The 24,740-nt window shown below is 62.5% G+C and carries 22 protein-coding genes and 1 tRNA gene; 11 read left to right on the top strand and 12 right to left on the bottom strand.

Annotated elements, in window-relative coordinates; all coding sequences use genetic code 11:
• The first annotated feature begins 160 nt into the window (after positions 1-160).
• From C6Y53_RS11140 to C6Y53_RS11185, 10 genes are all read left to right on the top strand, one after another.
• The gene (locus tag C6Y53_RS11140; RefSeq protein ID WP_106472504.1) at positions 161-586 is read left to right on the top strand and encodes a universal stress protein; all 426 of its coding nucleotides are present in this window, start codon (positions 161-163) and stop codon (positions 584-586) included.
• A 42-nt stretch (positions 587-628) separates the two neighbouring features.
• Complete coding sequence (locus tag C6Y53_RS11145; RefSeq protein ID WP_106472505.1) at positions 629-2,269, top strand: BCCT family transporter; 1,641 nt, start codon at positions 629-631, stop codon at positions 2,267-2,269.
• Between the two features lie 96 nt (positions 2,270-2,365).
• Positions 2,366-3,598: an aminotransferase class V-fold PLP-dependent enzyme gene (locus C6Y53_RS11150; protein ID WP_106472506.1), complete on the top strand. Its 1,233-nt coding sequence runs from the start codon at positions 2,366-2,368 to the stop codon at positions 3,596-3,598.
• Between the two features lie 90 nt (positions 3,599-3,688).
• Positions 3,689-4,900: an SAM-dependent methyltransferase gene (locus C6Y53_RS11155; RefSeq protein ID WP_106472507.1), complete on the top strand. Its 1,212-nt coding sequence runs from the start codon at positions 3,689-3,691 to the stop codon at positions 4,898-4,900.
• 20 nt (positions 4,901-4,920) lie between these two features.
• Positions 4,921-5,361, top strand: a complete 441-nt coding sequence (locus C6Y53_RS11160; protein ID WP_106472508.1) for a TrgA family protein — start codon at positions 4,921-4,923, stop codon at positions 5,359-5,361.
• A gap of 28 nt (positions 5,362-5,389) precedes the next feature.
• Positions 5,390-6,517: an NUDIX domain-containing protein gene (locus C6Y53_RS11165; protein WP_106472509.1), complete on the top strand. Its 1,128-nt coding sequence runs from the start codon at positions 5,390-5,392 to the stop codon at positions 6,515-6,517.
• Between the two features lie 66 nt (positions 6,518-6,583).
• Positions 6,584-7,618 (top strand): cysteine synthase A, encoded by a 1,035-nt coding sequence (locus C6Y53_RS11170; RefSeq protein WP_106472510.1) that lies wholly within the window; start codon positions 6,584-6,586, stop codon positions 7,616-7,618.
• A gap of 4 nt (positions 7,619-7,622) precedes the next feature.
• Complete coding sequence (locus C6Y53_RS11175) at positions 7,623-9,989, top strand: DUF3772 domain-containing protein (RefSeq protein ID WP_106472511.1); 2,367 nt, start codon at positions 7,623-7,625, stop codon at positions 9,987-9,989.
• A 47-nt stretch (positions 9,990-10,036) separates the two neighbouring features.
• A tRNA-Ser gene (locus C6Y53_RS11180) sits at positions 10,037-10,126 on the top strand.
• Between the two features lie 388 nt (positions 10,127-10,514).
• Positions 10,515-11,351, top strand: coding sequence for a protein NO VEIN domain-containing protein (locus tag C6Y53_RS11185; protein ID WP_106472512.1), 837 nt, complete (start codon positions 10,515-10,517; stop codon positions 11,349-11,351).
• Positions 11,352-11,354: 3 nt separating this feature from the next.
• Here C6Y53_RS11185 and C6Y53_RS11190 read toward each other — a convergent pair whose 3' ends face one another.
• The 7 genes from C6Y53_RS11190 to C6Y53_RS21255 all read right to left on the bottom strand — a co-directional run bounded on the left by C6Y53_RS11190 (position 11,355) and on the right by C6Y53_RS21255 (position 16,658).
• On the bottom strand, positions 11,355-11,738 hold the full coding sequence (locus tag C6Y53_RS11190) for a hypothetical protein (RefSeq protein WP_106472513.1): 384 nt from the start codon (positions 11,736-11,738) through the stop codon (positions 11,355-11,357).
• Positions 11,738-13,063, bottom strand: a complete 1,326-nt coding sequence (locus C6Y53_RS11195) for a recombinase family protein (protein ID WP_106472514.1) — start codon at positions 13,061-13,063, stop codon at positions 11,738-11,740. The genes C6Y53_RS11190 and C6Y53_RS11195 overlap by 1 nt, the downstream gene beginning before the upstream one ends.
• Positions 13,060-13,557: a DUF2924 domain-containing protein gene (locus C6Y53_RS11200; protein WP_106472515.1), complete on the bottom strand. Its 498-nt coding sequence runs from the start codon at positions 13,555-13,557 to the stop codon at positions 13,060-13,062. Before C6Y53_RS11200 ends, C6Y53_RS11195 begins: the two co-directional genes overlap by 4 nt.
• Positions 13,554-13,772, bottom strand: coding sequence for a hypothetical protein (locus C6Y53_RS11205; protein WP_149615515.1), 219 nt, complete (start codon positions 13,770-13,772; stop codon positions 13,554-13,556). The genes C6Y53_RS11200 and C6Y53_RS11205 overlap by 4 nt, the downstream gene beginning before the upstream one ends.
• A gap of 137 nt (positions 13,773-13,909) precedes the next feature.
• Positions 13,910-14,917 carry an O-methyltransferase gene (locus C6Y53_RS11210; protein WP_106472516.1) on the bottom strand — a complete coding sequence of 336 codons (1,008 nt, stop codon included), beginning with the start codon at positions 14,915-14,917 and terminating at the stop codon, positions 13,910-13,912.
• On the bottom strand, positions 14,914-16,323 hold the full coding sequence (locus C6Y53_RS11215) for an ATP-binding protein (RefSeq protein ID WP_106472517.1): 1,410 nt from the start codon (positions 16,321-16,323) through the stop codon (positions 14,914-14,916). Before C6Y53_RS11215 ends, C6Y53_RS11210 begins: the two co-directional genes overlap by 4 nt.
• A gap of 203 nt (positions 16,324-16,526) precedes the next feature.
• Positions 16,527-16,658 (bottom strand): hypothetical protein, encoded by a 132-nt coding sequence (locus C6Y53_RS21255; RefSeq protein WP_342212780.1) that lies wholly within the window; start codon positions 16,656-16,658, stop codon positions 16,527-16,529.
• A 64-nt stretch (positions 16,659-16,722) separates the two neighbouring features.
• Between C6Y53_RS21255 and C6Y53_RS11225 the strand changes: the two genes are divergently transcribed.
• Positions 16,723-17,894 (top strand): IS3 family transposase gene (locus tag C6Y53_RS11225; protein ID WP_425300264.1). Its coding sequence is split into 2 segments (ribosomal slippage): positions 16,723-16,981 and positions 16,981-17,894, totalling 1,173 coding nucleotides; the frame shifts between segments, so codons are not numbered across the junction.
• A 4-nt stretch (positions 17,895-17,898) separates the two neighbouring features.
• On the opposite strand, the gene C6Y53_RS11230 is transcribed toward C6Y53_RS11225, so the two are convergent.
• The 5 genes from C6Y53_RS11230 to C6Y53_RS21365 form a co-directional block, all read right to left on the bottom strand.
• Positions 17,899-19,053 (bottom strand): DUF1156 domain-containing protein, encoded by a 1,155-nt coding sequence (locus C6Y53_RS11230; RefSeq protein WP_244614809.1) that lies wholly within the window; start codon positions 19,051-19,053, stop codon positions 17,899-17,901.
• Positions 19,047-19,700, bottom strand: coding sequence for a hypothetical protein (locus tag C6Y53_RS11235; protein ID WP_149615516.1), 654 nt, complete (start codon positions 19,698-19,700; stop codon positions 19,047-19,049). The genes C6Y53_RS11230 and C6Y53_RS11235 overlap by 7 nt, the downstream gene beginning before the upstream one ends.
• Positions 19,701-19,721: 21 nt before the next feature.
• Complete coding sequence (locus C6Y53_RS11240) at positions 19,722-23,231, bottom strand: helicase-related protein (protein WP_106472519.1); 3,510 nt, start codon at positions 23,229-23,231, stop codon at positions 19,722-19,724.
• The gene (locus C6Y53_RS11245; protein WP_106472520.1) at positions 23,228-24,115 is read right to left on the bottom strand and encodes a BrxR family helix-turn-helix transcriptional regulator; all 888 of its coding nucleotides are present in this window, start codon (positions 24,113-24,115) and stop codon (positions 23,228-23,230) included. Before C6Y53_RS11245 ends, C6Y53_RS11240 begins: the two co-directional genes overlap by 4 nt.
• A gap of 231 nt (positions 24,116-24,346) precedes the next feature.
• The gene (locus C6Y53_RS21365; RefSeq protein ID WP_280178360.1) at positions 24,347-24,475 is read right to left on the bottom strand and encodes a helix-turn-helix transcriptional regulator; all 129 of its coding nucleotides are present in this window, start codon (positions 24,473-24,475) and stop codon (positions 24,347-24,349) included.
• Positions 24,476-24,740 lie beyond the last annotated feature (265 nt).

The raw sequence follows: 24,740 nt of genomic DNA on the forward strand, positions 1-24,740 counted from the left end.
GCCGGTGATGCGGCGCGTTGCGGCGCCTCCGGTTGCGTGTTGCCGCCGAATGACGTTACGCTGGTGGCCGAAGAACCGCCCCGCAGGCCGGGCCGAGGCCCCGGCCAACATGACGGGTTCGGCCCGGCCGGCGCGGTTTCGAAGACAGGAGGAGGGGACAATGTTCAGCAAGATCATGGTGCCGGTCGACCTGACGCATGGCGGCAAGCTGGGCCGCGCCCTGGAGGTTGCCGCCGACCTGGCCAGGCATTACGGGGCCGAGATCTGTTATGTCGCGGTCACCGCGGCGACGCCGGGGCCGCTGGCGCACAATCCGAAGGAATTCGCGGCCCGGCTCGACGATTTCGCGCGGTCCGAGGCGGACAGGCGCGGCGTGACGGCCACCTCGCACAGCGTCGTCAGCCACGATCCGGCGGTCGATCTGGACACTGCGCTGCTGGCGGCGCGCAAGGAAACCGGCGCGGACCTGGTGGTCATGGCCAGTCATGTGCCGGGAATCGCGGACTGGCTGGTGCCCAACCACGGCGGGCACATGGCGCAACATGCCGGGGTCTCGGTGATGATCGTGCGCGAGGAAGGCCACTGATCCGGGATCATCGCGACAATCCAAGCAACGGGAGGCCCACAGATGGTCGACGAAACCACCAACCAGGGAATACCCGAACCCGAGGGCGACGCGGATGTGATCGACACCTCGTATGAAATCGGACAGGACAACGTCGAAGGCAATCTTGGCCCGTTCGGGTTCGACATTCACAACCCGGTTTTCCTGGTGTCCGGGATTTCCATCGTCGCGTTCGTGTTCTACGCACTGGCGCTTCCGGAACAGGCCGCCGCGTTCTTCGGGTGGCTGCGGCCGACGCTGACGTCGAATTTCGACTGGTTCTTCATGTGGTCGGCGAACATCTTCGTGCTGTTCTGCCTGATGCTGATCGTCACGCCGTGGGGCAGCGTGCGCATCGGCGGTTCCGACGCATCGCCCGATTACAGCTATCTCGGCTGGTTCGCGATGCTGTTCGCCGCCGGCATGGGGATCGGGCTGATGTTCTTCGGCGTGCTGGAGCCGGTCTATCACATGGCCGTGTCCGAACCGCTGGGCGTGCCGTCGCCGATCGCCGAGGATGGCACGATCATCGCCGCCAATGTCGATGCGGCCAAGCGCATGGGGCTGGCGGCCACGATCTATCACTGGGGCCTGCATCCCTGGGCGATCTACGCGGTGGTGGCGCTGGCGCTGGCGCTGTTCACCTACAACAAGGGCCTGCCGCTGACGATCCGGTCCGCCTTCTACCCGATTTTCGGCGAACGGATCTGGGGCTGGACCGGGCATGTCATCGACACGCTCGCGGTGTTCGCAACCCTGTTCGGGCTGGCGACGTCGCTGGGGTTTGGCGCGCAGCAGGCCAATGCCGGGCTTGAGCATATCTACGGCGTGCCCAACAGCGTCAGCGTGCAGGTGATCCTGATCACCGTGATTACCGCCATCGCGCTGATCTCGGTTCTGCGCGGGCTGGATGGCGGGGTGAAGGTGCTGTCCGAGATCAACATGGTGATCGCGGCGCTGCTGCTGTTCTTCGTGCTGTTCGCGGCGGGGGCCGGGGCGATCCTGTCGGATTTCATCGCCGGGCTGGGGGCCTATGCGCGGGACATCCTGCCGCTGTCTAACCCGCACGGGCGCAGCGATACCGGCTATATCCACGGCTGGACCACCTTCTACTGGGCCTGGTGGATTTCCTGGTCGCCCTTCGTGGGCATGTTCATCGCCCGCGTCAGCCGGGGGCGGACCGTGCGCGAATTCGTGATCTGCGTGCTGATCATCCCGTCGCTGGTCTGCGTGCTGTGGATGGCGGTGTTCGGTGGCGCGGCGATCGACCAGGTTCTCTCCGACCCGGTCGGCAGCGCGGTGAAGGCGCAGGTGATCGACAGCTACAACCCGCCGATCTCGCTCTTTGCGATGCTCGAAGGGCTGCCGATGGCGGCGATCACCTCGACCATCGCGATCGTCTTGGTGATCGTGTTCTTCATCACCTCGTCGGATTCGGGGTCGCTGGTGATCGACACCATCACCGCCGGCGGCAAGATCGACGCGCCGGTGCCGCAGCGGGTGTTCTGGTGCACCTTCGAGGGCGCGGTGGCCATCGTGCTGCTGATCGGCGGCGGGCTGGGCGCGTTGCAGGCGATGGTGATCTCGACCGGGTTGCCGTTCACGCTGGTCCTGCTGCTGATGTGCTGGGCGGTCCTGAAGGGGTTGCAATCGGAAACCCGATAGGCCTGCACGCAAAGCTTGAAACCCGGCGCGCATTGCGCCCTTATGCAACAGCCCCGGCTTGGTCGCCGGGGCTGTTGTCGTGCAGGGGATCTCCGTATGTCCGAAACCCGTCTTGATACCGATTTCGTCCGGGCGCAGTTCCCGGCCTTTGCCGAACCGTCATTGCAGGGGCAGGCGTTTTTCGAGAATGCCGGCGGGTCGTATGCCTGCCAGCCCGTGATCGACCGGCTGACCCGGTTCTACACCCAGCGCAAGGTGCAGCCCTATGCGCCCTACGAGGCCAGCCGGCTGGCGGGGGAGGAGATGGACGAGGCGCGCGCCCGGATGGCGGCGATGCTGGGGGTGGACAGCGACGAGATCAGCTTTGGCCCCTCGACCACGCAGAACACCTATGTGCTGGCGCAGGCATTTCGGCAATGGATGAGCCCGGGCGAGGCCATCATCGTGACCGACCAGGATCACGAGGCCAATTCCGGCCCGTGGCGGCGGCTGGCCGCCGACGGCATCGAGATCCGGGAATGGCAGATCGACCCGGTGACGGGGCACCTGGACCCCGCCGATCTCGAGCCGCTGCTGGACGAAACCGTGCGGCTGGTCTGTTTCCCCCATTGCTCGAACGTGGTGGGTGAAATCAACCCGGTGAGCGAGATCACCGCCATGGCCCATGCCGCCGGTGCCTTTGTCTGCGTCGACGGTGTATCCTATGCGCCGCATGGCTTTGCCAATGTGGGGCGGCTGGGGCCCGACATCTACCTGTTCTCGGCCTACAAGACCTATGGGCCGCATCAGGGGGTGATGGCTATCCGCCGGCCGCTGGGCGCGCTGCTGCCCAACCAGGCGCATCATTTCAACGGCGATGTCCTCTACAAGCGGTTCACGCCCGCCGGGCCGGATCATGCGCAGGTGGCGGCCTGTGCCGGTATCGCGGATTATGTCGATCTCCTGTGCGACCATCACGACGGCCCGGCCGGGGACGCGGCGGAGCGGGCCGGGTTCGTGCATGACCTGATGCGCGCCCATGAGGTGGCGCTGCTGCAACCGCTGCTGGACGCGCTGAAGGACCGCAACGACCTGCGCCTGATCGGCCCGTCCGATGCCGCGATGCGCGCACCCACGGTGGCGGTGGCGCTGAACCGGCCCGGCGAAGGCGTGGCGGCGGCGCTGGCCGATCACGGCATCATGGCGGGGGGCGGGGATTTCTATGCGGGCCGTCCGCTCGGGGCGATGGGCATCGAACCGGAGAACGGCGTCCTGCGGCTGAGCTTCACCCATTACACCAGCGCCGGCGAAATCGAACGGCTGCTGGCGGCGCTGGACAAGGTGTTGTAGCGACACGCTTTCCGCCGGCCAGACGCGCCGCCGCTTGCCTGAACGGCCAACTCGTCCTAGCCTGTCGCCGACCGCAACGGGGAGAAGCGGATGATCCTGACCAGTACCGAGGGGCAAGACGACCTGCCACGCTACTTCGTGCGCGTGATGGAGATGCTGCAGGGTATGCGGCACGGGCGGCTGGAGTTCCATTTCGACGACGGGCGCGTGTTCCGTGTCGAAGGGGTCGAACCGGGGCCGGTGGCCGAGCTGCATGTCCACCACGGGGACGTGTTTTCGCGGCTGATCCGCGAAGGCGACCTGGGGTTCAGCGATGCCTATCTGGATGGATGGTGGAGCACTCCGGACCTGCAGGCGTTCATGGACCTGATCCACATGGGCGACAACGACACCGTCTATGACGGCTTCCCCGGGCTTGCGCTGCTGCGGGCCTATGAACGGATGCGGTTCTGGCTGCAGAGCAACACCAGGAAACAGGCGCGCCGGAACATCTCGCACCATTACGACCTCGGCAACGATTTCTACCGCGTGTGGCTGGACGATACGATGACCTATTCCAGCGCCCTGTTCCGGACCGGGCAGGAAAGCCTGGAGACGGCGCAGACCGCCAAATACGCCTCGCTGGTCGACCAGATGGGCGCGCAGCCGGGCGATCATGTCCTGGAAATCGGCTGTGGCTGGGGCGGCTTTGCCGAATATGCCGCGCGCGAACGCGGGCTGAGCGTCACCGGGCTGACCATCAGCGAGGAACAGTTCAAGTTCGCCCGCGACCGGATCGCGCGTGCGGGCCTGTCGGACCGGGTCGAATTCAAGCTGCAGGATTACCGCGACGAACGCGGCAGCTATGACGGCATCGCAAGCATCGAGATGTTCGAGGCGGTGGGCGAGAAATACTGGCCGGTCTACTTCGACACCGTGCGCGGCTGTCTCAAACCCGGGCGGAACGCGACGCTGCAGATCATCACCATCGCCGACAAGCGGTGGGAGGTCTACAAGCGCGGCGTCGATTTCATCCAGAAATACATCTTTCCGGGCGGCATGCTGCCGACACCGACGATCCTGCGCGAACAGGTCGAGCGCGCCGGGCTGAAGGTGGCGCGGTCAATCGAGTTCGGATCGTCCTACGACCTGACGCTGCGCCGCTGGCACCAGACCTTCAACGATAAATGGGATCAGATCGCGCCGATGGGGTTCGATGACCGGTTCCGCAGGATGTGGAATTTCTACCTGACCTCCTGCGCCGCGGCGTTCGACAAGTCCAATATCGACGTGACCCAGATCACGGTGCAGCGGCCTGCCTGACCCCTGATGCCCGATCCCTGATGCCTGATGCCGCCCGCCTCGTTGCCGCGCTCTGTCTCGGGGTGGTGGCCTTTGTCGCCTCGGGGCTGGTGGCGCCGCTGATGCCCGATAGCACCGATTTCAGTTGGTTCCGCGAGGTGAACGTGGCGCTGGGGATGATCTGTGGCTGGGTGATCATGGGAAAACGCGCGGGCAGGGGGCTGTTGCCGGGTGTCGGCAACGGGCTGACGGGCGTGGCGGCGCTGGTGTTCTGGGCGCTGTTCGTCCAGGGCTGTTACGACATGCTGCGGCTGGCGATGCGGCATCGCTATGGCGGCCCGTTCGATGCGCTGACCGACATTTTCAGGATCGCCGCCGATCATGCGATGGCGGTGATGGCGCCGGGGGTGATCCTGTTTCTCGGCGCCGGCGGGGTTGCGGCCGGGCTGGCCACCGAATATGCCCGCAGGGCATGGCGTTGATCCGATCCAGCCAGTGAAAGCGGCCCATATGACCAACCTGTTTTTCTACGGCACGCTCTGCCATGTCCCCCTGCTGGAACTGGTGCTGGGCCGACCCGCCGATACGCTGGACCTGACCCCGGCCGAACTGCCGGATCACGCGGTGCATTGGGTCGCCGGGCAGGCCTTTCCGGTGATCGTGCCGCGCCCCGGCGCCCGGGCGCAGGGGCTGTTGCTGCGCGCACCGGATGCCGAGGGGATCGAACGGCTGGAGTTCTACGAAGGCGGGTTCGACTATGATCTGCGTCGGGAAACCGTGGAGACCGCCGACGGGCCCGCCCCGGCGCGGGTGTTCTTCCCGCAACCGGGCCGCTGGCGCGCGGACGGGCCGTGGTCGCTGCCGGATTGGGAACGCGACTGGGCAACCCTGACCCTGCGCGCCGCGAACGAGGCGATGGGGTGGTTCGGCAGGGTCACGCCCGCCGAGCTGGCCCAGCGGTTTCCGCCGATGCGGGCGCGCGCGGGAAGCTGGCTGGACGCACAGGCGCGGCCCGCCGATCCCACGCGGGACCTGGACCGCGACATCGTGGTCCATGACCGCCGCCGCGTTCATTTCGGGTTCTTTTCGGTCGAAGAGGTCGACCTGCAGGTGCGCCAGCATGACGGGTCGATGGGGCCGGTCATGAACCGCGAGGCGCTGATGGTGGGGCAGGCCGCCGTGGTGCTGCCCTATGATCCGGTGCGCGACGAGGTCCTGGTGATCGAACAGTTCCGCACGCCGCTCTACCTCGCGGGCGATCGTGCGCCCTGGGTGCGCGAAGCGGTGGCCGGGCTGATCGATCCGGGTGAAACACCCGAGACCACCGCGATCCGCGAGGCGCGTGAAGAGGCCGGGCTGGAGATCGCCGCGCTGGAGCCGGTGGCCCAGCTCTGGCCCAGCACCGGCAGCCTGGGTGAATACCTGCACCTGTTCGTCGGCCTGACCGACCTGTCCGGTCTCGGCTCGGGTCGGCAGGGCGGGCTGGCCGAGGAGGGCGAGGATATCCGCTCGGATGTGATGCCGCTGGCCCGGCTGTTCGAGATGCTCGACGCGCAGGAACTGCGCGACATGCCGCTGACCACGATCACCCTGTGGCTGGCGCGGCATCATGAGCGTCTTCGCGCCGAGGCCCGATAGACCGCCACGCTTGTTGAGCGGCGGGCGCTTCGCTACATCTGGGCTGAACGGGACAACGAGGGCATCATGCATATTGCACGCGATCTTTCCGAAGCGATCGGAAACACTCCGCTGATCCGGCTGCGCCGGGTGTCCGAGGAAACCGGCTGCGACATCTACGGCAAGGCCGAGTTCATGAACCCCGGCCAGTCGGTCAAGGACCGCGCCGCGCTCTACATCATCCGCGACGCGGTTGCGAAAGGCGCGCTGAAACCCGGCGGCACCATCGTCGAGGGCACCGCCGGCAACACCGGGATCGGGCTGGCGCTGGTCGGCGCGTCGATGGGGTTCAAGACGGTGATCGTGATCCCCGAAACCCAGTCCGAGGAAAAGAAGGACATGCTGCGGCTCGCCGGGGCCGAACTGGTGCAGGTGCCCGCCGCGCCCTATCGCAACCCCAACAACTTCGTGCGCTATTCGGAACGGCTGGCGGCAAAGCTGAACGAGAGCGAACCCAATGGCGCGATCTGGGCCAACCAGTTCGACAACGTGGCCAACCGGCAGGCACATGTGGAAACCACCGGGCCGGAAATCTGGGAACAGACCGGCGGCAAGGTGGACGGTTTCGTGTCGGCAGTCGGTTCGGGCGGAACGCTGGCGGGCGTGGCCGAGGCGCTGCAGCCCAAGGGGGTCAAGATCGCGCTGGCCGACCCGATGGGGGCGGGGCTTTATTCCTATTACACTACCGGGGAACTGGCGATGGAGGGCGGCAGCATCGCCGAGGGCATCGGCCAGGTGCGGATCACCGAGAATCTCAAGGGGTTCACACCCGATTTCTCCTATCAGATCCCCGACGCCGAGGCGCTGCCCTATATCTTTGACCTGCTGCATGACGAAGGGCTGGTGCTGGGCGGATCGACGGCGATCAACGTCGCCGGCGCGGTCCGGCTGGCCCGTGACCTGGGGCCGGGCCACCGCATCGTCACGGTCCTGTGCGACTATGGCACACGCTATCAGTCAAAGCTGTTCAATCCGGATTTCCTGCGCGAAAAGGACCTGCCCGTGCCCGACTGGATGACACGCGCCCCGGCCTCGATCCCGGGTGTGTTCGAAGAGGTCTGAGCCGATGTGGCGCGTGGTGATACGCCTGGTCGGCGTCGCGCTGTTCGTCCTGCTGGCCGGCGTCGTGTCGGCGCAGGATGTCCGGGCGGACAAGGAATTCTACGAGGAATGGCTGGCGCTGGCGACCCGGTCCGAAGAGGTCATCGACGCGGGGCGGGCCTCGGACAAGGCGCTGGACGAGCTGCGCGGCGAGATCGTCGAATACCGCGAAAACTTCGTGAAGGCCCGCAGCCAGAACAACGACCGCATCGCCACGCTGGATTCCCAGCTCGCAGCGCTGGGGCCGGTTCCGGAAAGCGGCGAAGAACCCACCGAGGTGTCGAGCCTGCGCGCCGAGCTGACGCAGCAGCTGGACAGTCTCAAGGTGCCCGGCATCATCGCGGAAGAGGCCTATAACCGCGCGAACGGGCTGGTGAGCGAAATCGACCGTCTGGTGCGCCAGCGGCGGGCCAGGCAGGTCACCGCGCGGAGCGCATCGCCCCTGAACCCCACACTCTGGCCCGAGGCGTTTGCCGAACTGGGCAAGGCCGGGTCCGGCATCATGGACGAAACCCGGGCCATCCGGGCCTCGGAGGGCGGGCTGGATGATCTGAAACAGCATTTCCTGTGGATTGCGGGACTGTTGCTGGTCGGGCTGCTGCTGGTCGCGCGCGGGCGCATATGGGCGGTCCGGTTCGGCAATTACCTGCGGACGCATGGCGGCTCCGGGCGCGGGGTGTGGTCATTCGTGGTGTCGCTGACGCGGATGATCGTGCCGCTTGCCGGCGTATCCGCGATCTGCGGGGCGGCGGCTTTGACGGGCCTCTTCGGCACAAAGGGCCTGTCTCTCATCCTGACGATACCGATCTGGAGCGCGCAGCTGCTCTATTTCATCTGGCTGGCCGATCAGATGTTCGGCAGCCACAGCCGTTTCGATTTCCTGCCTGTTCCCGAAAACAGGCGGCGCGAGGCCCGTCTGCTGGTGGTCATGCTGGCGGTGACCCTGATCCTGCACAGCGCGCTGCGCATGTTCGAGCAGAGCCAGGGTATCCCCGCCGAGATACACAGCGTTCTGGTCTTTCCGCTGGTTCTGCTCGCATCGGCGATCCTGTTGCGCCTGCAGCGCGTGACGCTTCGGCCGGCACCGTCCGACGGTTCCGAAACCGAGGCCGACCATGGCGCCGGGGCGTCCGGCCTGGTCAACCTGGTGCGCAGGGCGCTCGTGCTGCTGGCCGTCGCGTCGCCGCTTGTCGCCGCGCTTGGCTATGTGAATGCGGCCGAAGCCCTTGTGTTCCCGGCGATATCGACATTGTCGCTGATGTCGCTGGTGCTGGTGCTGCAACGGTTCGCCGGCGATATTTATGCCTGGGTGACCGGGCAGGGCGAGGCGACGCAGGATTCCCTGTTCACGGTGCTGATAGGGTTCGTCCTCGCCTTGTTGTCCCTGCCGGTGCTGGCGCTGATCTGGGGCGCGCGGATATCCGACCTGACCGAGCTCTGGACCCGCTTTCTCGAAGGCTTCCAGATCGGTGAAACGCGGATTTCGCCCGTCGATTTCCTCACCGTTCTGGTGATTTTCGCCATCGGCTACGGGATGACGCGCCTGGTCCAGGGGACGTTGCGGGTGAACCTGCTGCCCAAGACGCGGATCGATCCGGGAACGCAGAACGCGATCGTGTCCGGCATCGGCTATGTCGGTATCTTCCTGGCCGCGCTGATCGCCGTTGCCGGTGCCGGGATCGACCTGTCGTCGCTGGCGCTGGTGGCCAGTGCGCTGACGGTCGGGATCGGCTTTGGCCTGCAGACCATTGTGTCCAACTTCGTCTCGGGCATCATCCTGCTGATCGAGCGCCCGATCTCCAAGGGCGACTGGATCGAAGTCGGCGGCAAGATGGGATATGTGCGCGATATCTCGGTGCGCTCGACCCGGATCGAGACATTTGACCGTTCCGATGTGATCGTTCCGAACTCCGACCTGATCAGCGGGACGGTGACCAACTATACCCATGGCAAGACGATCGGCCGCGTGATTGTGCCGGTGGGCGTGGCCTACGGGACCGACACCCGGAAGGTCGAGAAGATCCTGCAGCAGATCGCCAACGCCCATCCGATGGTGCTGGCGAACCCGGCCCCGTCGGTGGTGTTCCAGGGGTTCGGCGCGGATGCGCTGGATTTCGAGATCCGCGCGATCCTGCGGGACGTGAACTGGGTCCTGTCGGTGAAATCCGACATGAACCACGAGATCGCCCGCCGCTTTGTCGAAGCCGGCATCGAGATCCCGTTCGCACAGCGCGACGTCTGGCTGCGCAACCCCGAGGCCTTGGGCAGCGCCGCCGAACCGGCATCGACAGACGAGACACCGCCTGCGTCCGAAGACACCCCGACGGCCTGAAATTCGGCTTGCAATAGTGCCGCCATTCCGGCACATATCCCGCCCACGGAGAGGTGGCCGAGTGGTCGAAGGCGCACGCCTGGAAAGTGTGTAGGCGGGAAACCGTCTCCAGGGTTCGAATCCCTGTCTCTCCGCCACCATCACCATTGCGAACCCGTTCAGGCCGTCTGCCAGAGGCAGAAATTCTCCTGTTTTCAAAGGGGTTTGCCGGATGGATGCGAACCGCTGAGACGCAAGGGCACGGTGATTTCCGTCTCTAAATGGCCCGTCGTCTCTGGTCGGGCGAACCGCGCCGATTTCGGTTCGGTTGAAAATTCTCTCGCTTTTCCAATGGCCTGACTCGCAACCCCGCCAAAACTGCGCGCCCTGTTTCCATCGCTATCGAGCGGAACGGAGACCGAACATGCAGGAGGCGTAGCCGATGGGTGCGCTGGCAGAACGGCGCGTAGCGGTGGCGGATCAATCGGGAACGGGCTCGGCGAAGCCATTGATGACAAACGCACATCGCGCCTCTAGCCTGGCGGCATGGCGAGTGACCCCTGGACAGATGAAGAAAACGACCTGATCGTCGCGGATTACTTCGCGATGCTGGCCGACGACATCGCCGGGCGCCGCTACAGCAAAGCCGAGCATCGCCGGGCGCTCCTGCCGCTTCTGAACGAACGGTCTGAGGGATCGGTCGAGTTCAAGCACCAGAACATCAGCGCGGTTCTCAAGGGCCTCGGCGAGGACTGGATCCCCGGCTACAAGCCCGCCTTCAATTTCCAGATGACGCTGGTCGACGCGGTGGCGCGGTGGCTGGACCTGCATCCGGACTGGCTGGGCCGGTTGCCAGGAACGCGCCCTGCGACCGGCATGCGCGAGGCGGCGCAGATCTGGATTGGTCCTCCGCCCACGCTGTCAAACCAGCCTCCGCCGCAGGAGCTGGACCAGATGTTGCACATCGCCAGGAAGTTCGACGTGGCGGGCCGGGATGAGCGCAATCGCGCTCTCGGCCGCACTGGCGAAGAACGTGTCCTGGCCCATGAGCACGCCACGCTAAAAGCCGCGGGGCGCGATGACCTGGCGAGCAAGGTCCGCTGGGTCTCGGAGGAGGACGGCGATGGTGCGGGCTATGACATCGCCAGCTATGCGCCGGACGGCCGGCCACGCCTGATCGAGGTGAAAACGACGAACGGCTGGGAGCGAACGCCCTTCCACATCACGCGCAACGAACTGGCCGTTGCCGACGAACGGCGTGCGGAGTGGTGCCTGTTCCGGATGTGGAATTTCTCGCGCGAGCCGAGGGCGTTCGAGCTATACCCACCGCTCGATGCGCATGTCTCGCTGACGCCGACGTCGTTTCAGGCCAGCTTTCACTGACCGTCAGTCGAACACCCGCCCCGGCTGCTCCTCCCAAGGCAGGGAAGCGACAAAGCACAGGTCATAGAGGCTGATTGCGCAGGGCTCACGGCGCACGACCAGCCGCTCGAGGACGTGCGGCGCCAGCCATGCAAGGCGAAGGAGCCGGCTGACATAGCGGTCCGAAAGTCCCTCCTCGGCGGCGAGATCGGCGATGGTGGTGACCTCGCCGCGCTCCATCCGCTTCCGCCACGCCCATGCCCGGCCGATGGCGCGCAGCACGCGGGGATCCTGACCCGCCGGCGGGGCCGACCTCTCGATGTCCTTCGGCGGCAGGATACGCGGCCGACCGCCGCGTTTGCGGACCGTGAGCGGGATGTGGACGCGGATCGTGTCGTTTTCGGGCATCAGGCGGCGTCCTCCCGCTCGGGCGTCATCAGGCTCGCCAGCGCGCCGAGACCTTCATGGCGCAGATCGATGTCGAGCCCGTCCTCGCCCACCGTCACGCGTGCCACGAGCAGCTGGACGACGCGGGCCTGCTCGGCCGGGATCAGCGCCTTCCAAAGATCGTCGAACTGCGTGAGCGCCGCGGTCACGGTGCCCTCGTCGAGGTCGACCCGCTCCTTCTTCAGCGCGCGTGCCGTCCGCGCGATGATCTCCGGTGTGCGCAGGAGCCGCCGGATCTCGCCGATGACCGCTTCCTCGACCATGGCCGCAGGCAGCCGCTGGGGCCCGCGCAACTCGGCCGTCGGCCGCTTCTGGATCACGTCCATCGAGACGTAGTAGCAGTACCGCCTGTTGCCCTTCTTCGTGTGGTGCGGCGTCATCGCGGCGCCGGACTGGGTGAAGATCAGCCCGCGCAGCAGCGCCGGTTCGGTGCTTCGGGTGCGTCCGGCCCGCTGGTTCCGGTTTCCGGCCAGAACGGCATGGGCGCTGTCCCACAAATCCGCATCGACGATGGGTTCGTGCATGCCGGGATAGGTCTCGTCTTTGTGGGTGATCTCGCCGCGGTAGATGCGGTTGTGCAGCAGCTTGTAGAGCGCCCCGCGGTCGATGGGCCGGCCCCGCTTGGAGCGGATGTCACGGGCATTCAGCTCTCGGATCACGGCCGCGGTGGAATCGGACCGCGCGAAGAGCTCGAACATGGTCCGGACCTGAGCCGCCTCCGCCTCGTTCACGATCAGCTTGCGGTCGACCACCTCGTAGCCGAGTGGCACGTAGCCGCCCATCCACATCCCCTTCTTCTTGGAGGCCGCGACCTTGTCGCGGATGCGCTCGCCGATCACCTCGCGCTCGAACTGGGCGAAGCTGAGCAGGATGTTAAGCGTCAGCCGGCCCATGGATGTCGTCGTGTTGAAGGACTGGGTGACGGACACGAAGGTCACGCCATGGCGGTCGAAGATCTCGACCAGCTTCGAGAAGTCCATCAGCGCGCGGCTGAGCCGGTCGATCTTGTAGACCACGACCACGTCGATCAGCCCGTCCTCGACATCGGCGATCAGCTGCTTGAGCGCGGGCCGGTCCAGCGTGCCGCCCGAGACCCCGCCGTCGTCGTAGCGCTCGCGTAGGCACGCCCAGCCCTCGGCGCGCTGACTGACGATGTAGGCCTCGCAGGCCTCGCGCTGCGCGTCGAGGCTGTTGAACTCCATGTCGAGCCCTTCTTCGCTCGACTTGCGGGTGTAGATGGCGCAGCGCAGGCGGAGCGCCGGTTCGGTCTGAGTCTTTCTGGTCATCGGGCGCCTCCGGTCTGGTCGAGCCCGAAGAAGCGCCAGCCATTCCAGTGCGCGCCGGTGATCGCGCGAACAGCAACCGACAGGGACTTGAAGCGCCGGCCCTGCCATTCGAAGCCGTCCGCCAGCACCGTGACCATGTGTTCCTCGCCACCCCACTCTCGGACCAGCTTCGTGCCGGGCGCTGGCTTGCGCGGATCCGCGACCATGCCGCCCAGCTTGCCGCTCGTGACCTCGTCGGCGAGCGCATCGAGCGTTCGGCGCGTCTCGCGGCGCAGCCCGCCATGGGCCAGTTCCTGGATACGGTAGCCGAGCCGGAGCTCGAGGTTGCCGCGGCTGGCGTTCGGCGCGCGCTCCCCGAAAATGGCCTGCCACTTCTCCTGCAACTCGGGCACCGTCATCGCTCTCAGCGCGGTCAACTCGGCCAGGACGTCGATGCCTGCCGCCTGGCATGCGGGCGCGGCGTTCACGCCTGATTTCCTTGTGTTTTTCCTCATGCGTCGTCTCCAACTCGGTTTCGAACCTGTCTCCGACGACGGCGTCTGAGGGCGAGGATGTCCAGCGAACTGTCTCCGTCGAGCGGAGAATTTTCGTTCTTTTCCCGTGGGTTGGTGCGCGCGATGGCGCCGGCGAGGATCGTGGCCAGTTCCGTCAGCCGCTCATCCGTGGTGAGCGTCTCGGCAGGCGGTGAGAAGGTGATGTCGTCGGGCATAGGGAGCGAACCTCCGGAGGCGGTTTGCTCCGTGTTCGCCGTGCGCGGCGAGGGAATTCAAGTGAAAACAACAGGTTGTCGTAGTAGAAGGAAGTTGATCGAAGCTAGAAGCTTGCTCATGGCCTGGATTTACAGACTCAGTCGACAACGAGCACATCCGGATAGAATCTCAACAAGTCTTGATACTTCGAGAAGTGCTCCGCAATTTGGGCGCGGCTCATCGTGCCGTCGAAAGGATCAAAAGGTAAATCGCTGGCCAGCTTTTCCGGACGTAGAGACGGCACGAGTCGTGCTACCAAATCGCGTTCTCGCGACGTCAGAGCGGCAATCTTGATCGGATGAATTTCAGACCATGTAGAAGAAAGAAGCGACCAGGCACGAAGCTTTCCCAGTTCGATCGGCCTTTCCGGATCGCCTTTGTCAACAATCATCGATGCCGCGAACATCTGCTGACCATCAGCATACCTTACCAACGAAAGCGGTCGGACAGTTTCGTTGCCGAGAGCGTCAGCAGCAGCCGCACGAATGATCCGCGCCAGAAGTGCTGGGAATCCAATCTCAGTTAAATCTACCGGCTTGGCGTCCTCGGGAATGTATTGTCCAACCTCGCCCTCAAGCCAAGCGAAGCGACGAGCGAGCTTTTCCGCTTTCGATAATTTATCAGACCCTCCTTTAATAGCTCGTTCGTTGGCATTCAACGTAATCCGAATTATATCCCCGTGGTCGCATGCGGCGAGCAGCCGTACGAACTCCTCCACATTCTGACCAAGCTCACCGGGCCTCGTATAATCCAACCAGACAATCTGCCCTTCCCAGTCCAAGATCCCCGCCCTTCGATAAGCGTATGCTGGATCAGATACGAACTCCTCTGTAGTCAGTTCGGCGCACTTACAATCTGGAATCGGCTTGTTGAACTTCTGACGTGCTACCGTCTTCGGGTCTTCGTCAAAACAGAAAAGGCGCTTTATTCCCAGAACCCGATGCACACGGTGATGATCGGCCATGGGGTAGCCCCCCATGGAGGCATAGACGTAATCATCGAGTCTTCGCACGCGCTCCAAGCGCCGAAGGAGCTCTACAAAAAAGCTCCGATCGGCCATCTTGGCTGTGCGGAGGTGGTAAGGAATGGACGCGCCGGCGCTCATGGGCCCTTGTACCCTGCGGTTTCCAAGGCGAATTCAAAAGCTGAGCGACCGACTTCGTTGTCAGTAAGGCCGTCGTCCTCGAAGAAGTCTTTCAATGCGCCAATCTCTCCCCGGGAGGCTTCAAAGGTCACGCGTGGATTGCGCTTCTTTTTGACCGGCCTTGGAAGGTCAGGCGTAAGGACTTGAAAACCCTTTAGAGTACCCCTTTGGACGCTGGTTAGACCGTCGAAGGAACGCAGCTCGGCCAATGTCCGTTTTGGTGCATCTTCCAGAATTTCACGTCGATCTTCATCCGTCTTGTATGCGTTGGTGAAAGCAGTCAGCTTTTTTGTAGCATCTCGCATGATGTCGAGTGTGCGGGCGTAAACAGCCGATGAACCATCTAGCCCCCGCTTGGTCGTCGTGAGGGGCAACTTCTCTACGTCGTCGGCATAAAGTAGCGCTATTCCTGCAATGACCGAGTATTGACCATGATATTGGGCTACGCCGCCCGTTCCCCAACCTGTCAAGAACGTACGATCACGCGAGACAACGACACGATCATTGCAGGCAATTGTCCAGCCCGCGAGGGATCTCTCCGCGTGTTCGTTTTCTGCCTCTTCAATTTCTTTCGCATTCAAGGGCTTTCGAAGCAAGCCCGCTACAATATGAACTGATACTCCATCAACCTCGCCGCGATAGATAAACGGCTGAACCCCGCCCCCGCCGAGGTTGCCTGTAACTGCAAGCGCGAACTCAGCGGACCGAATGGGTTCTGAAGAAATGCCGTCGGCGATGACACTAACCTCAAAACCCTTCGAAATTATAAGTGCGTAGTGATTTGCGATGTACCTTTTGAATTTCTCGATCCAATCCTTTGAGCTCAGGTCTCGTTTTACGGTTTCATAGAGCTCGCCAACGGAAACAGTTGTACCTGAAGGCGAATCGCTATCGGGCGCGTATTCAGCTAGCTCAAGTGGCTGCCAATCGTCAGAGCTCAGCCATTGGTCGTCGATTACTACCTGAAAGGGGTCTTCGCCGTTCGAGTTAATCTTTGCGTTGCGACCGAGCTTAAAAATAGCGCGCTTCATGCCAATTCCGTAAACTCCTACGGTCTTGCCATCTGCATCTGTATGGTCTTTTCCCGGTGGGCGTCCTAGCCGAAACGCGCGATGTCTTGCTGTGCCAATAGGGATGCCTCCGCAGTTGTCCTCTAAGGAAAACCAATCAGCCGACAGAGTGAGTTTCGCCCAGTACCCATCATAAGGGCGCTCCGGATCACCCTTTGCTTCCCCGCTACGAACTGCACCGTCGATGCAATTGTCGAGAAGATCGAGTATTGCATCTCGGAGATCGATATCTCGCGTAAGCATAGATACGAAGAAGGATTTCGATGGCTTTGTTTCTGCCTCTCGCTTCTCCGTCATGTGCGAACTCCCCTTGGTATATTAGTTATTCCACGAAGGATGTCGGATATGGTTTGGGAATCCTTCGTCTGACACTCCCATATTGTTTCAATGCGCCAGCCGTTTGCCTCAAGCTCAGCCTGGTTTCTTCGATCACGTTCAGTGTTTTGAGAGAACTTTTTCGCCCAATAGTCGGTTCGTGATTTCGGCATAGTTGCTTTTTTTCATCCTTTGTGTCGGTGCCAAAAGCATCCATGAACGAAAAGGACTAGCTTATACTTTGGAAATACAAGGTCCGGCGTCCCTGGCAGGTCCCTCCGGTGAAGTCGAAACCGAAGGCCCAGCTTATGTGCGATGCTTCGGACTGGAGTTCCCCCGGTTTGATGGACACCTTTTCACTGATGAAGGAGAGTGTTTGTCATGCCGAGAACGAGGAACCCGTACCCTGCGGAATTCAGGGAGCAGATGGTTGCGCTTGTGCGCACCGGGCGCAGTGTTGAAAGTTTGGCGCGGGAGTATGAACCCTGCGCTGCCACGATCCACGAGTGGGTCAGGCAGGCAACTGCCGATGATGGTGATGATCCGAGCAGCCTGACCAGTGCAGAACGTGACGAGCTGCGCCAGCTTCGGCGTGAGGTGAAGCAGTTGCGCCAGGAGCGCGATATCCTCTCAAAGGCCGCGGCCTGGTTTGCACAAAACGACGTGACATCGCGCAGGTCTTCGAGTTCATGACCGCAAATCAGGCCGAGTACCCGATCCAGATGATGTCACGCACGCTGGGGGTGTCCCGCAGCGGGTTCTATGCCTATCACAGCCGCCCGCCGAGTGTTCGCCAGGTTGCCGATGAGGCGTTGAGCAAGCGGATCGCGACGATCCACAAGGCATCGAAAGAGACCTATGGGGCGCCCCGCATTCACGCCGAGCTGGCCGATGAAGGCATCTTCGTTGGTCGCAAGCGTGTCGAGCGGCTGATGCTAGCCAAGGGCTTGAGAGGCGTCAGCCGACGCAAGTTCGTGGTGACCACCGAACGTAATCCAAGGGTGCGCCCTGCCGCCGATCTGGTGGATCGCAACTTCTATGCTGATGCGCCGAACGTGCTTTGGGTGGCCGACATCACCTTTGTGCCGACCTGGGCGGGCTTTCTGTATCTGGCTGTCGTACTGGATGCCTTCAGCCGCCGTGTTGTCGGCTGGGCCATGGGCACACGGCAGAGAACGCAACTGGTACTGGATGCGATGAACATGGCCGTCACGCAGCGAAAGCCATCGAGTGTGATCCATCATTCGGATCAGGGGTCGCAATACACGTCGGTCGCCTTTGGGCTGCGCTGCAAGGAAATGGGTGTCAGGCCGTCGATGGGATCGGTGGGCGATTGTTACGACAACGCCATGTGCGAGAGCTTCTTCGCCACCCTCGAATGTGAGTTGCTCGAACGCAGGAAGTTCCGCACCAAGGCCGAGGCCCGCGTTGCCTGCTTCGAGTTCATCGAAGGCTGGTACAACCCCTCTCGCCGACATTCGGCTTTGGGGTATAAGTCACCGATCAACTATGAAAGGACCGCTGCTGAAGGGCTGGAATCTCTAAGCCCATAACCGTCTACCAAACCGGGGGAACTCCACTTGCAAAGGTTCCTCTGCACGGTACTTCAATTGGGGATAAGTCAAGGGTTTCTGCTTCATGGATTGCCTTGGACATGGCATCGGTTTGAGCGATTTGGCTTGGTGCAATGTAGCGTCTACCTCCTTTCGCATCGGCAGCAATAGCCATTGGCATGGCGCCCATCTTCCCTTGAGAGGCGCATTGGTCTATGTATTCACCGCTAATAGGTGTGCCTGAAAAAATACATCGAAATACTGCCCGGCCTGCTTTTGTCCCAGTCTTGGCACGTTCAATCTCTTCCTTGCTTCCTTTATCGCGAATATGGAACTCAATACTGTTGGAGATTTTGTCGACGGCCGGCTCTACCCAGACCTCTTTCCCTTTCTTTGCGGATAGCAAAAAGCTGGAAGCTATCGGAACCTGCACATCTGAAAACGCCGGGTCAGGGCTGGGTACCGTTCTGGACCAGAACCAAGCGATGGCGGTCGCCTTGCCGCCCCCATACGCGCTCGGCAGGTCGACCTGTGGGTAGAGATGCCCGATGCGCTCCCACGCCTTCTCACGCATCCATTCGCCATAGTATTTCACGTCCTCCGCCAATCCTTCGGCGTTGCGGTAGTGATTGCGTTCTTTCAGCCCCGGATGGATCGGCTCCATGTCCTTGAACTTCGGCGGGATCTCGATCATCGCCTTGCCGATCATCACCGCCACGGGGTTCAGGTCGGACCCATAGGCGGGCAGGCCCAGCCGCTGCGCCTCCAGCGGGATCGACCCGCCGCCCGAGAACGGGTCATAGACCGGGGGCAGCTCGCCGCCGCAGCTGGCGCGGATCTCGGCCCGCGCGCGCTCCAGCACCTCCTCGTTGGTCGAGTTCTCCCACTTCACCAGGTCCTCGATGATCTGGAACAGCCGCTTGCGCTCGGCCTCCACGGCCTCCTCGGTCGGGAACTTGTCCGGATGGCTCGACGGGTCGTCCACCAGCTGCGCGAACAGCACCGCCCGACACGCCGCCAACGGCCGCCGCGCCCACCACAGATGCAGCGTCGAGGGATGCCCATGCCGGATCGACTTCTCCCGCGCCGACGCCGCGTTGATCGCCTCGAGCGGGATGGCAACTTCGATGAGTTTCTTCTTGTAGGTCTGTGTCACCATTGATCCAATCGTGTTTCGCGCTTGTCGGTGGCACCAACATAAAGAACGCGCTCTGAGGGCGCATCACCAGAGAGAGCTGCTTGCATTGTCGGCACGGATAACTCCCGATCCCCGATGAAGCATTCCAGGTGCTCCTCAAAGAATCTCTCGAAGCTTCTGTCGTATAGGTCAAATACGTCGCGCGACTTCAGACCCAGTACTGATACCGCGGGGAACGCCCGTATGCCGCGCTCCCTTGAGTATACGAAAAGGAAAGACGCCGGGCTTATCGCCAGCATCTTCTCCAGCTGATCTTCAAGGCGTTTCCAGTCATCGATTGGTTTTCGAGGTTCTGCGCGCTTAGCTTGAACCAAGAAACCCTTTGTCACTGAGTATTCATCAAGATCAATATCCAATACGCCCATGAAATCGGCGCCAACCCGTTTCTCCTCGGCTGCGCTATCCCGGCCAGTCTTGAACTGTTTGGCGCGCCACTTTAGGCCTTTGATTGAACGCCCGTCCAGACGCTCAACCACAGCTCCCAATAGCCGACCTGTAATGTCGACTTCATACGGCGCATCGCCTTCTCGATAAGCATCTTCAACTCGGCTGGCTGCCTGCCCAAGTTCTGATGCGACTTCGCGAACGGTATGTAACTTCCTCAGCAACCGAAAACTTCCCTGACTAGACTATGCTGGCGCGGTGGCGCGCTCGAGCAGCCGGTTGATGTTGAATTGAATGGCGTTCTGGTCGAAGGGCGGTTCACGCGTGTCCAGCGCACCGCGGAGGTAGCGGGGCGCGTGCACGTAGCCGTCGCCGATCTGGACGATGGCGAGGATGAACTTCTCGGGCTCGTGGAGCGAGGTGATGACCTCCTGCCGCGTGATCATCACCGTGTCCGCACCGTCGATCCGGCCCTTCACCTCGATGAAGCGCATGTGGTCGACGTTCGGATCGTAGGACGCGATGTCGTAGCCGACCTTCTGAGCAGACACGTCCTCCGGTCGGTTCCCGAGCTCGCGCTCGACGGCCATGACCGCCTCCATCGCCTTCAGCTCGATCTCGCGGCGGGCGACCGGATCCTCCGAGAAGCCCGATCCCGCATTTGCCATCTCGGCCGGCATCCGCTCGCGCAGGAGGCCGCGGGGCACCACGACCATCCCGCCGCGCACGCGCGGTGGCTGAGCCGAGATGAACCGCTCCTGGTCGATCAGCTCTAGGCGACGCTTGAGGCGCTCGGCCAGATCCTCCGCACGGCGTTGGGCATTCTGCCAGTTGAGCCGGGTCTTCTTGCCGGCCTTCTCCTGCTCCTTGAGCTCGAAGGCGCGTGAGTCCCAGTAGTTGATCTCTTTCTTGAGGCGGGCCTTCACCTCCTGCTCGACCTTGTCGATCTCCGGAAGCCGACGCCCGCGGACGTCAGCGACATGGCCTTGTGCGAGCTCGACCGTGGCAAATTGAACGACCTTCTTCTCGAGATCGCCCCGCAGCCAGTCGGCGTTCAGGACGTCCTCGACGCCTCCAATCTCTTCCTGTGTGGCGGGCCGCAGATTAAGGTGGGGCGCGATCCCGGCGTTGGTCACGCGGCCCGCCTCGTCGATCGCCGCGAACTGCAGCTTCTGCGAGATGACGTTGGCATTACCCGAGCTGGTCGGACGCCCGTCCTGCACGCTGTGTTCGAGAAGGAAGAGCGCAGAGACGTCGGTGCCATCGTCGGTGTCATCGACCAGGACGGCCCCCTGTTTCATCAGGTGGTCGTTCTGCTCGCGCACGAGGCTAATGACAGCCTCGAGCACCGGGTGCCCGGGGTAGACGAAGGCCGCGACAGGCTGCTGGTTGATCTTGCCCTTTTCGAAGCAGATGCGCTCGTACTTCTTCTGAAGCGGCGCACCTGAGCCGATTTGGCGGTCACGCTCCCGCACGCTGAGCGGAACATGGGTGATTTCCCACCGTCCTTCTTCCCGGCGCTTGATCTGTCCTCCGAGCCGCTTGAATGCCTCGACGAAGAAGCTCTGGATGTGATGGGGCTGCAGGCGCTGAGCTTCGGCTCGCTCCATCTCGAGCCGCAACTCCTGAACCCGCGCCTCCGGCATGGTGTCGCTGGTAAGTTGCCGTTTCTGTAACAGGTGGAGGAGGTGGCTTTGGTCGACAGCGCCATCCACTGTCTGAAAGAGGCGCGCCTTAACCTCGTCCTGCTCGCCATACTGAATTGCCTCGAAGAGAAGGTCCTTTAGCGCCCGCTCTTCGAAGAGCTCCCCGAGCACGTCATACACACGGCCGCCGAGAGCTTCGCGGGCGGCCTCCAGCTTTTCCAGAAGCCGAGCATAAACTTCGCCCTCGCGGGTGTCTTTCGCCACGAGATTCCACAGATGGCAGACTTCCGTCTGCCCGATCCGGTGGATGCGTCCAAACCGCTGTTCGATCTTGTTGGGATTCCACGGCAGATCATAGTTTACCATGAGATGGCCGCGCTGAAGGTTCACGCCTTCGCCGGCCGCATCGTTTGCGATCAACACCAGGAGATCGCGATCCTGCATGAACCGCTCTACGACCTTCCGCCTCTCTTCACGGGATACGCCACCGTGAATGACGTCCACCGCATCGGGCCTTCCGAGCCGTGCAACGACCTTTTCACGTAGGTATTCGAGGGTGTCTTTGGGCTCCGTGAAGATGATCAGCTTGCGTCGATAGCCGTCCGGATCGAGCATCAAATCGTCATCGAGAATCCGATCGAGTTGCTGCCATTTCGTGTCCTTGCCTGAGCGAAGGACTTCGAGTGCCATGCTCTCAAGTCCTTGGAGGGTCTGAACTTCCAGTTCCAGTTGCTCCACGGTTTCTGCCGTGGTGGCCCCGGTGGAGATCAGTTCCTCAAGATCATCGATTTCGTCCTGGCCGTACTCATCGAGGTTTCTGAGCATCTCGTCGCTGATAGACGTTTTGCTCAAGGACGATGGGTTGCTTCTTGTGGCCAGCTTCGCCTCAGAGAGCTCATTCTCCAGCCGCTCGCGACGCCGCTTCAGGGACTGGTAGATGGCTGCCGGGCTGGATGCGAGACGGCGCTGCAAGATCTGCAGCGCAAAGCCCACATTGTTCCGTTTCTTGCCATCGTCCTCAGCGAAGCGCTGCACGCGGTTCATTTCGTTCCGAACATATTCGGTGACAGCCGTGTAAAGTTCGGCCTCTTGAGGAGAGAGTTCGTACTTAACGGTATAGGCGCGCCGCTCGGGAAATAGCGGCCGGCCGTCGAAGCGGAGAAGCTCCTCCTTCGTAAGGCGCCGCATCATGTCCTCGACGTCAGCGACATGCACGCCGTCACGGAAGCGACCCTCGAAGCGGTCGCCGTCCAGCAGGGCCATGAACAGTTGGAAGTCTTTTTCTTTGCCGTTGTGCGGCGTTGCCGACATCAGCAGGAAGTGCCGGCAAGCTCGGCTCAACTGCTGACCGAGCTGGTAGCGCTTGGTATACTTGACCTCGTTGCCGAAATAGGTCGCCGACATGCGGTGGGCCTCGTCGGCGATTATCAGATCCCACTCGGTAGACGCTGTCAGCTTCTCCTGCAGTTCATCGTTACGCGACAGCACGTCGAGGCGTGCGATAAGGCGGTTGTTGTCGTTGAACGGGTTCCCTGATCTCGAGCTCTCGATCATGTCCCGGGTCAGGATGTCGAACTCCAGTCCGAATTTCTCGCCAAGTTCATCTTGCCATTGCTCAACAAGACTGCCCGGCGCCACCACCAGGCAGCGCTCCAGATCACTGCGGGCGATCAACTCCTTGATCAAAAGGCCGGCCATGATCGTTTTTCCCGCGCCGGGATCGTCCGCAAGCAGAAACCTGAGAGGCTGACGCGGGATCATTTCGCCGTACACCGCCGAAATTTGGTGCGGCAATGGATCCACAAGGCTGGTGTGAATCGCCAGGTAGGGGTCGAAGAAATGAGCCAGCTTGATGCGATTTGCCTCTGTCACCAAGCGGAGCAGAGCACCATCAGCGTCGAACGACCATTTCCGTCCACGGCTTTCAATCCCGAGCCGGTGCTCGTCGTCGCGGTAGAGCGTCGTTTCCGCGACAGAGCCGTTCGATGCTCGGTACACGACATTGATCGCTTGATCTCCAATCCATTCCACCGAGATCGCTTCGACCGTTTGGTTCGGAACGAGTCCTGCAACTGAGGCCCCATTTCTGATGTCTTCCAGCCTGGTCATGCCGTAGCCTCCTGACCACGGTCTTCGCGTGCACTAGAGATTATCTCTTCGCGATTGGTTAGGACGATCTGCTGATCCTGAGGCGCCCTCGCCGCAGGATCTGTGTCGAGGCCAAGCCGCTTGAGCGCGTAGTAGAGAAGCGCGCGTCGGACCTTGATCTTGGCTTTGCCGCCTCGCATGCCGTAGTCGAGCTCGATGACCTTCGCCTGCGTGTCAGAAAGATCGGGGTGGGGAGCGACCTCCAACGTGACCTCGGAATGCCAGTCGCTGTCGTCGGCGGCCGAGGCGTCGCTCTCCTGTGCACCTCGGATCTTGAGCATCCGGGACAACAGGAAGTCTTTGAAGCACTCGTCCGAAAGACAGAACGCTCGCGTGTGCCAGCGGAAGCCGTCGAACGCGATGGCGTGGGGCGCGATCCACCGCCAGCGCGGCTCCGGGTTGGACAGTGACTGGTACTTCACCTCGATCGCCTCGGACCGGCGTATGGCGCCAACGACCGAGCGGAGCGTCGCCGGGTTGACGCCACGTACTGGCGTCGGGGCGGACGCGTAGGGCGGGAGATTGGCTATCCAGGAGTCCTCCCGGTCGAGGATCCCGTCAGAGAGTGAGCGTAGCTGCGCGAGGTAGCGGCTCGCATCGGGCTCGAGGAACTGCGCCTTGAAGTCCGAGCCGCGGACATAGGTCCGCGCGCTCTTGTCGTAGACCATGTTGTCCGGTGCGAAGCTGATGTAGCGGTTCAGGTCGGTGGACGCCTGGTTCACCGATACCCCGAACTGGTCCATCAGATCGCTGCGGTTCACATGTCCCTCCCAGAACAGGCGGAACTCTATGAACTCAAGGCGTTGCTCGACGCCCCAGCGAAGTTCCGACCTGTCGTTTTCCATTCCGCTCCCCGGCTCGGGCAGTGCGCATCTTAACTATGCGCGCCCACTTTCTGGGCTTTAGCCGAGGCTAGCCGAGCCGGGTCTGTGGCGCAATCGAAAAGCGTCGCAAATCAGAGCTTTGTAGCGACACCGAGGGTTGGGAGGACAAGGCCGGTGTCAGTAGGCCGGAGCGCCCTGATCGGAAGTGGCGTTCAGTACGTCGCGTTCGAAGGCCTCGATATCGGCGATGCGTTAGACGACGCGCCCTCCGATCTTCATGTACGCAGGACCTTCGCCGGCCCACCGCCACCGCTCCAGGGTGCGGTGCGAAATGGTCCAGCGTTCCGCCAGTTCCTTCTGATTCAAGTTGGTTGGTTTCATAATCGTCTCCTTCTTCGCAACTCACAGAGGTTGCAGGAGGACGAAGGCGTGAAAGAAAAAGAGAGGCAAGTCAGTGTTTTGAGGCGCTCTGCGCAAAGGCGTCGCGGCCAGCGCAGAGCGGTTAACGCACCCGGCGAGAGCGAGAGAAAGCAATCGCATCGGACGCAATTCCGCGCAGAATGTGGCGGGTGGGCGTGCCGAAGTTGCCCGACCTCCGGCACGCCCCGATGAAACGCAGCCACGAGCGCGGCCGCGCGGCCGGCGA

Source organism: Pukyongiella litopenaei (assembly GCF_003008555.2).
GTDB lineage: Bacteria > Pseudomonadota > Alphaproteobacteria > Rhodobacterales > Rhodobacteraceae > Pukyongiella > Pukyongiella litopenaei.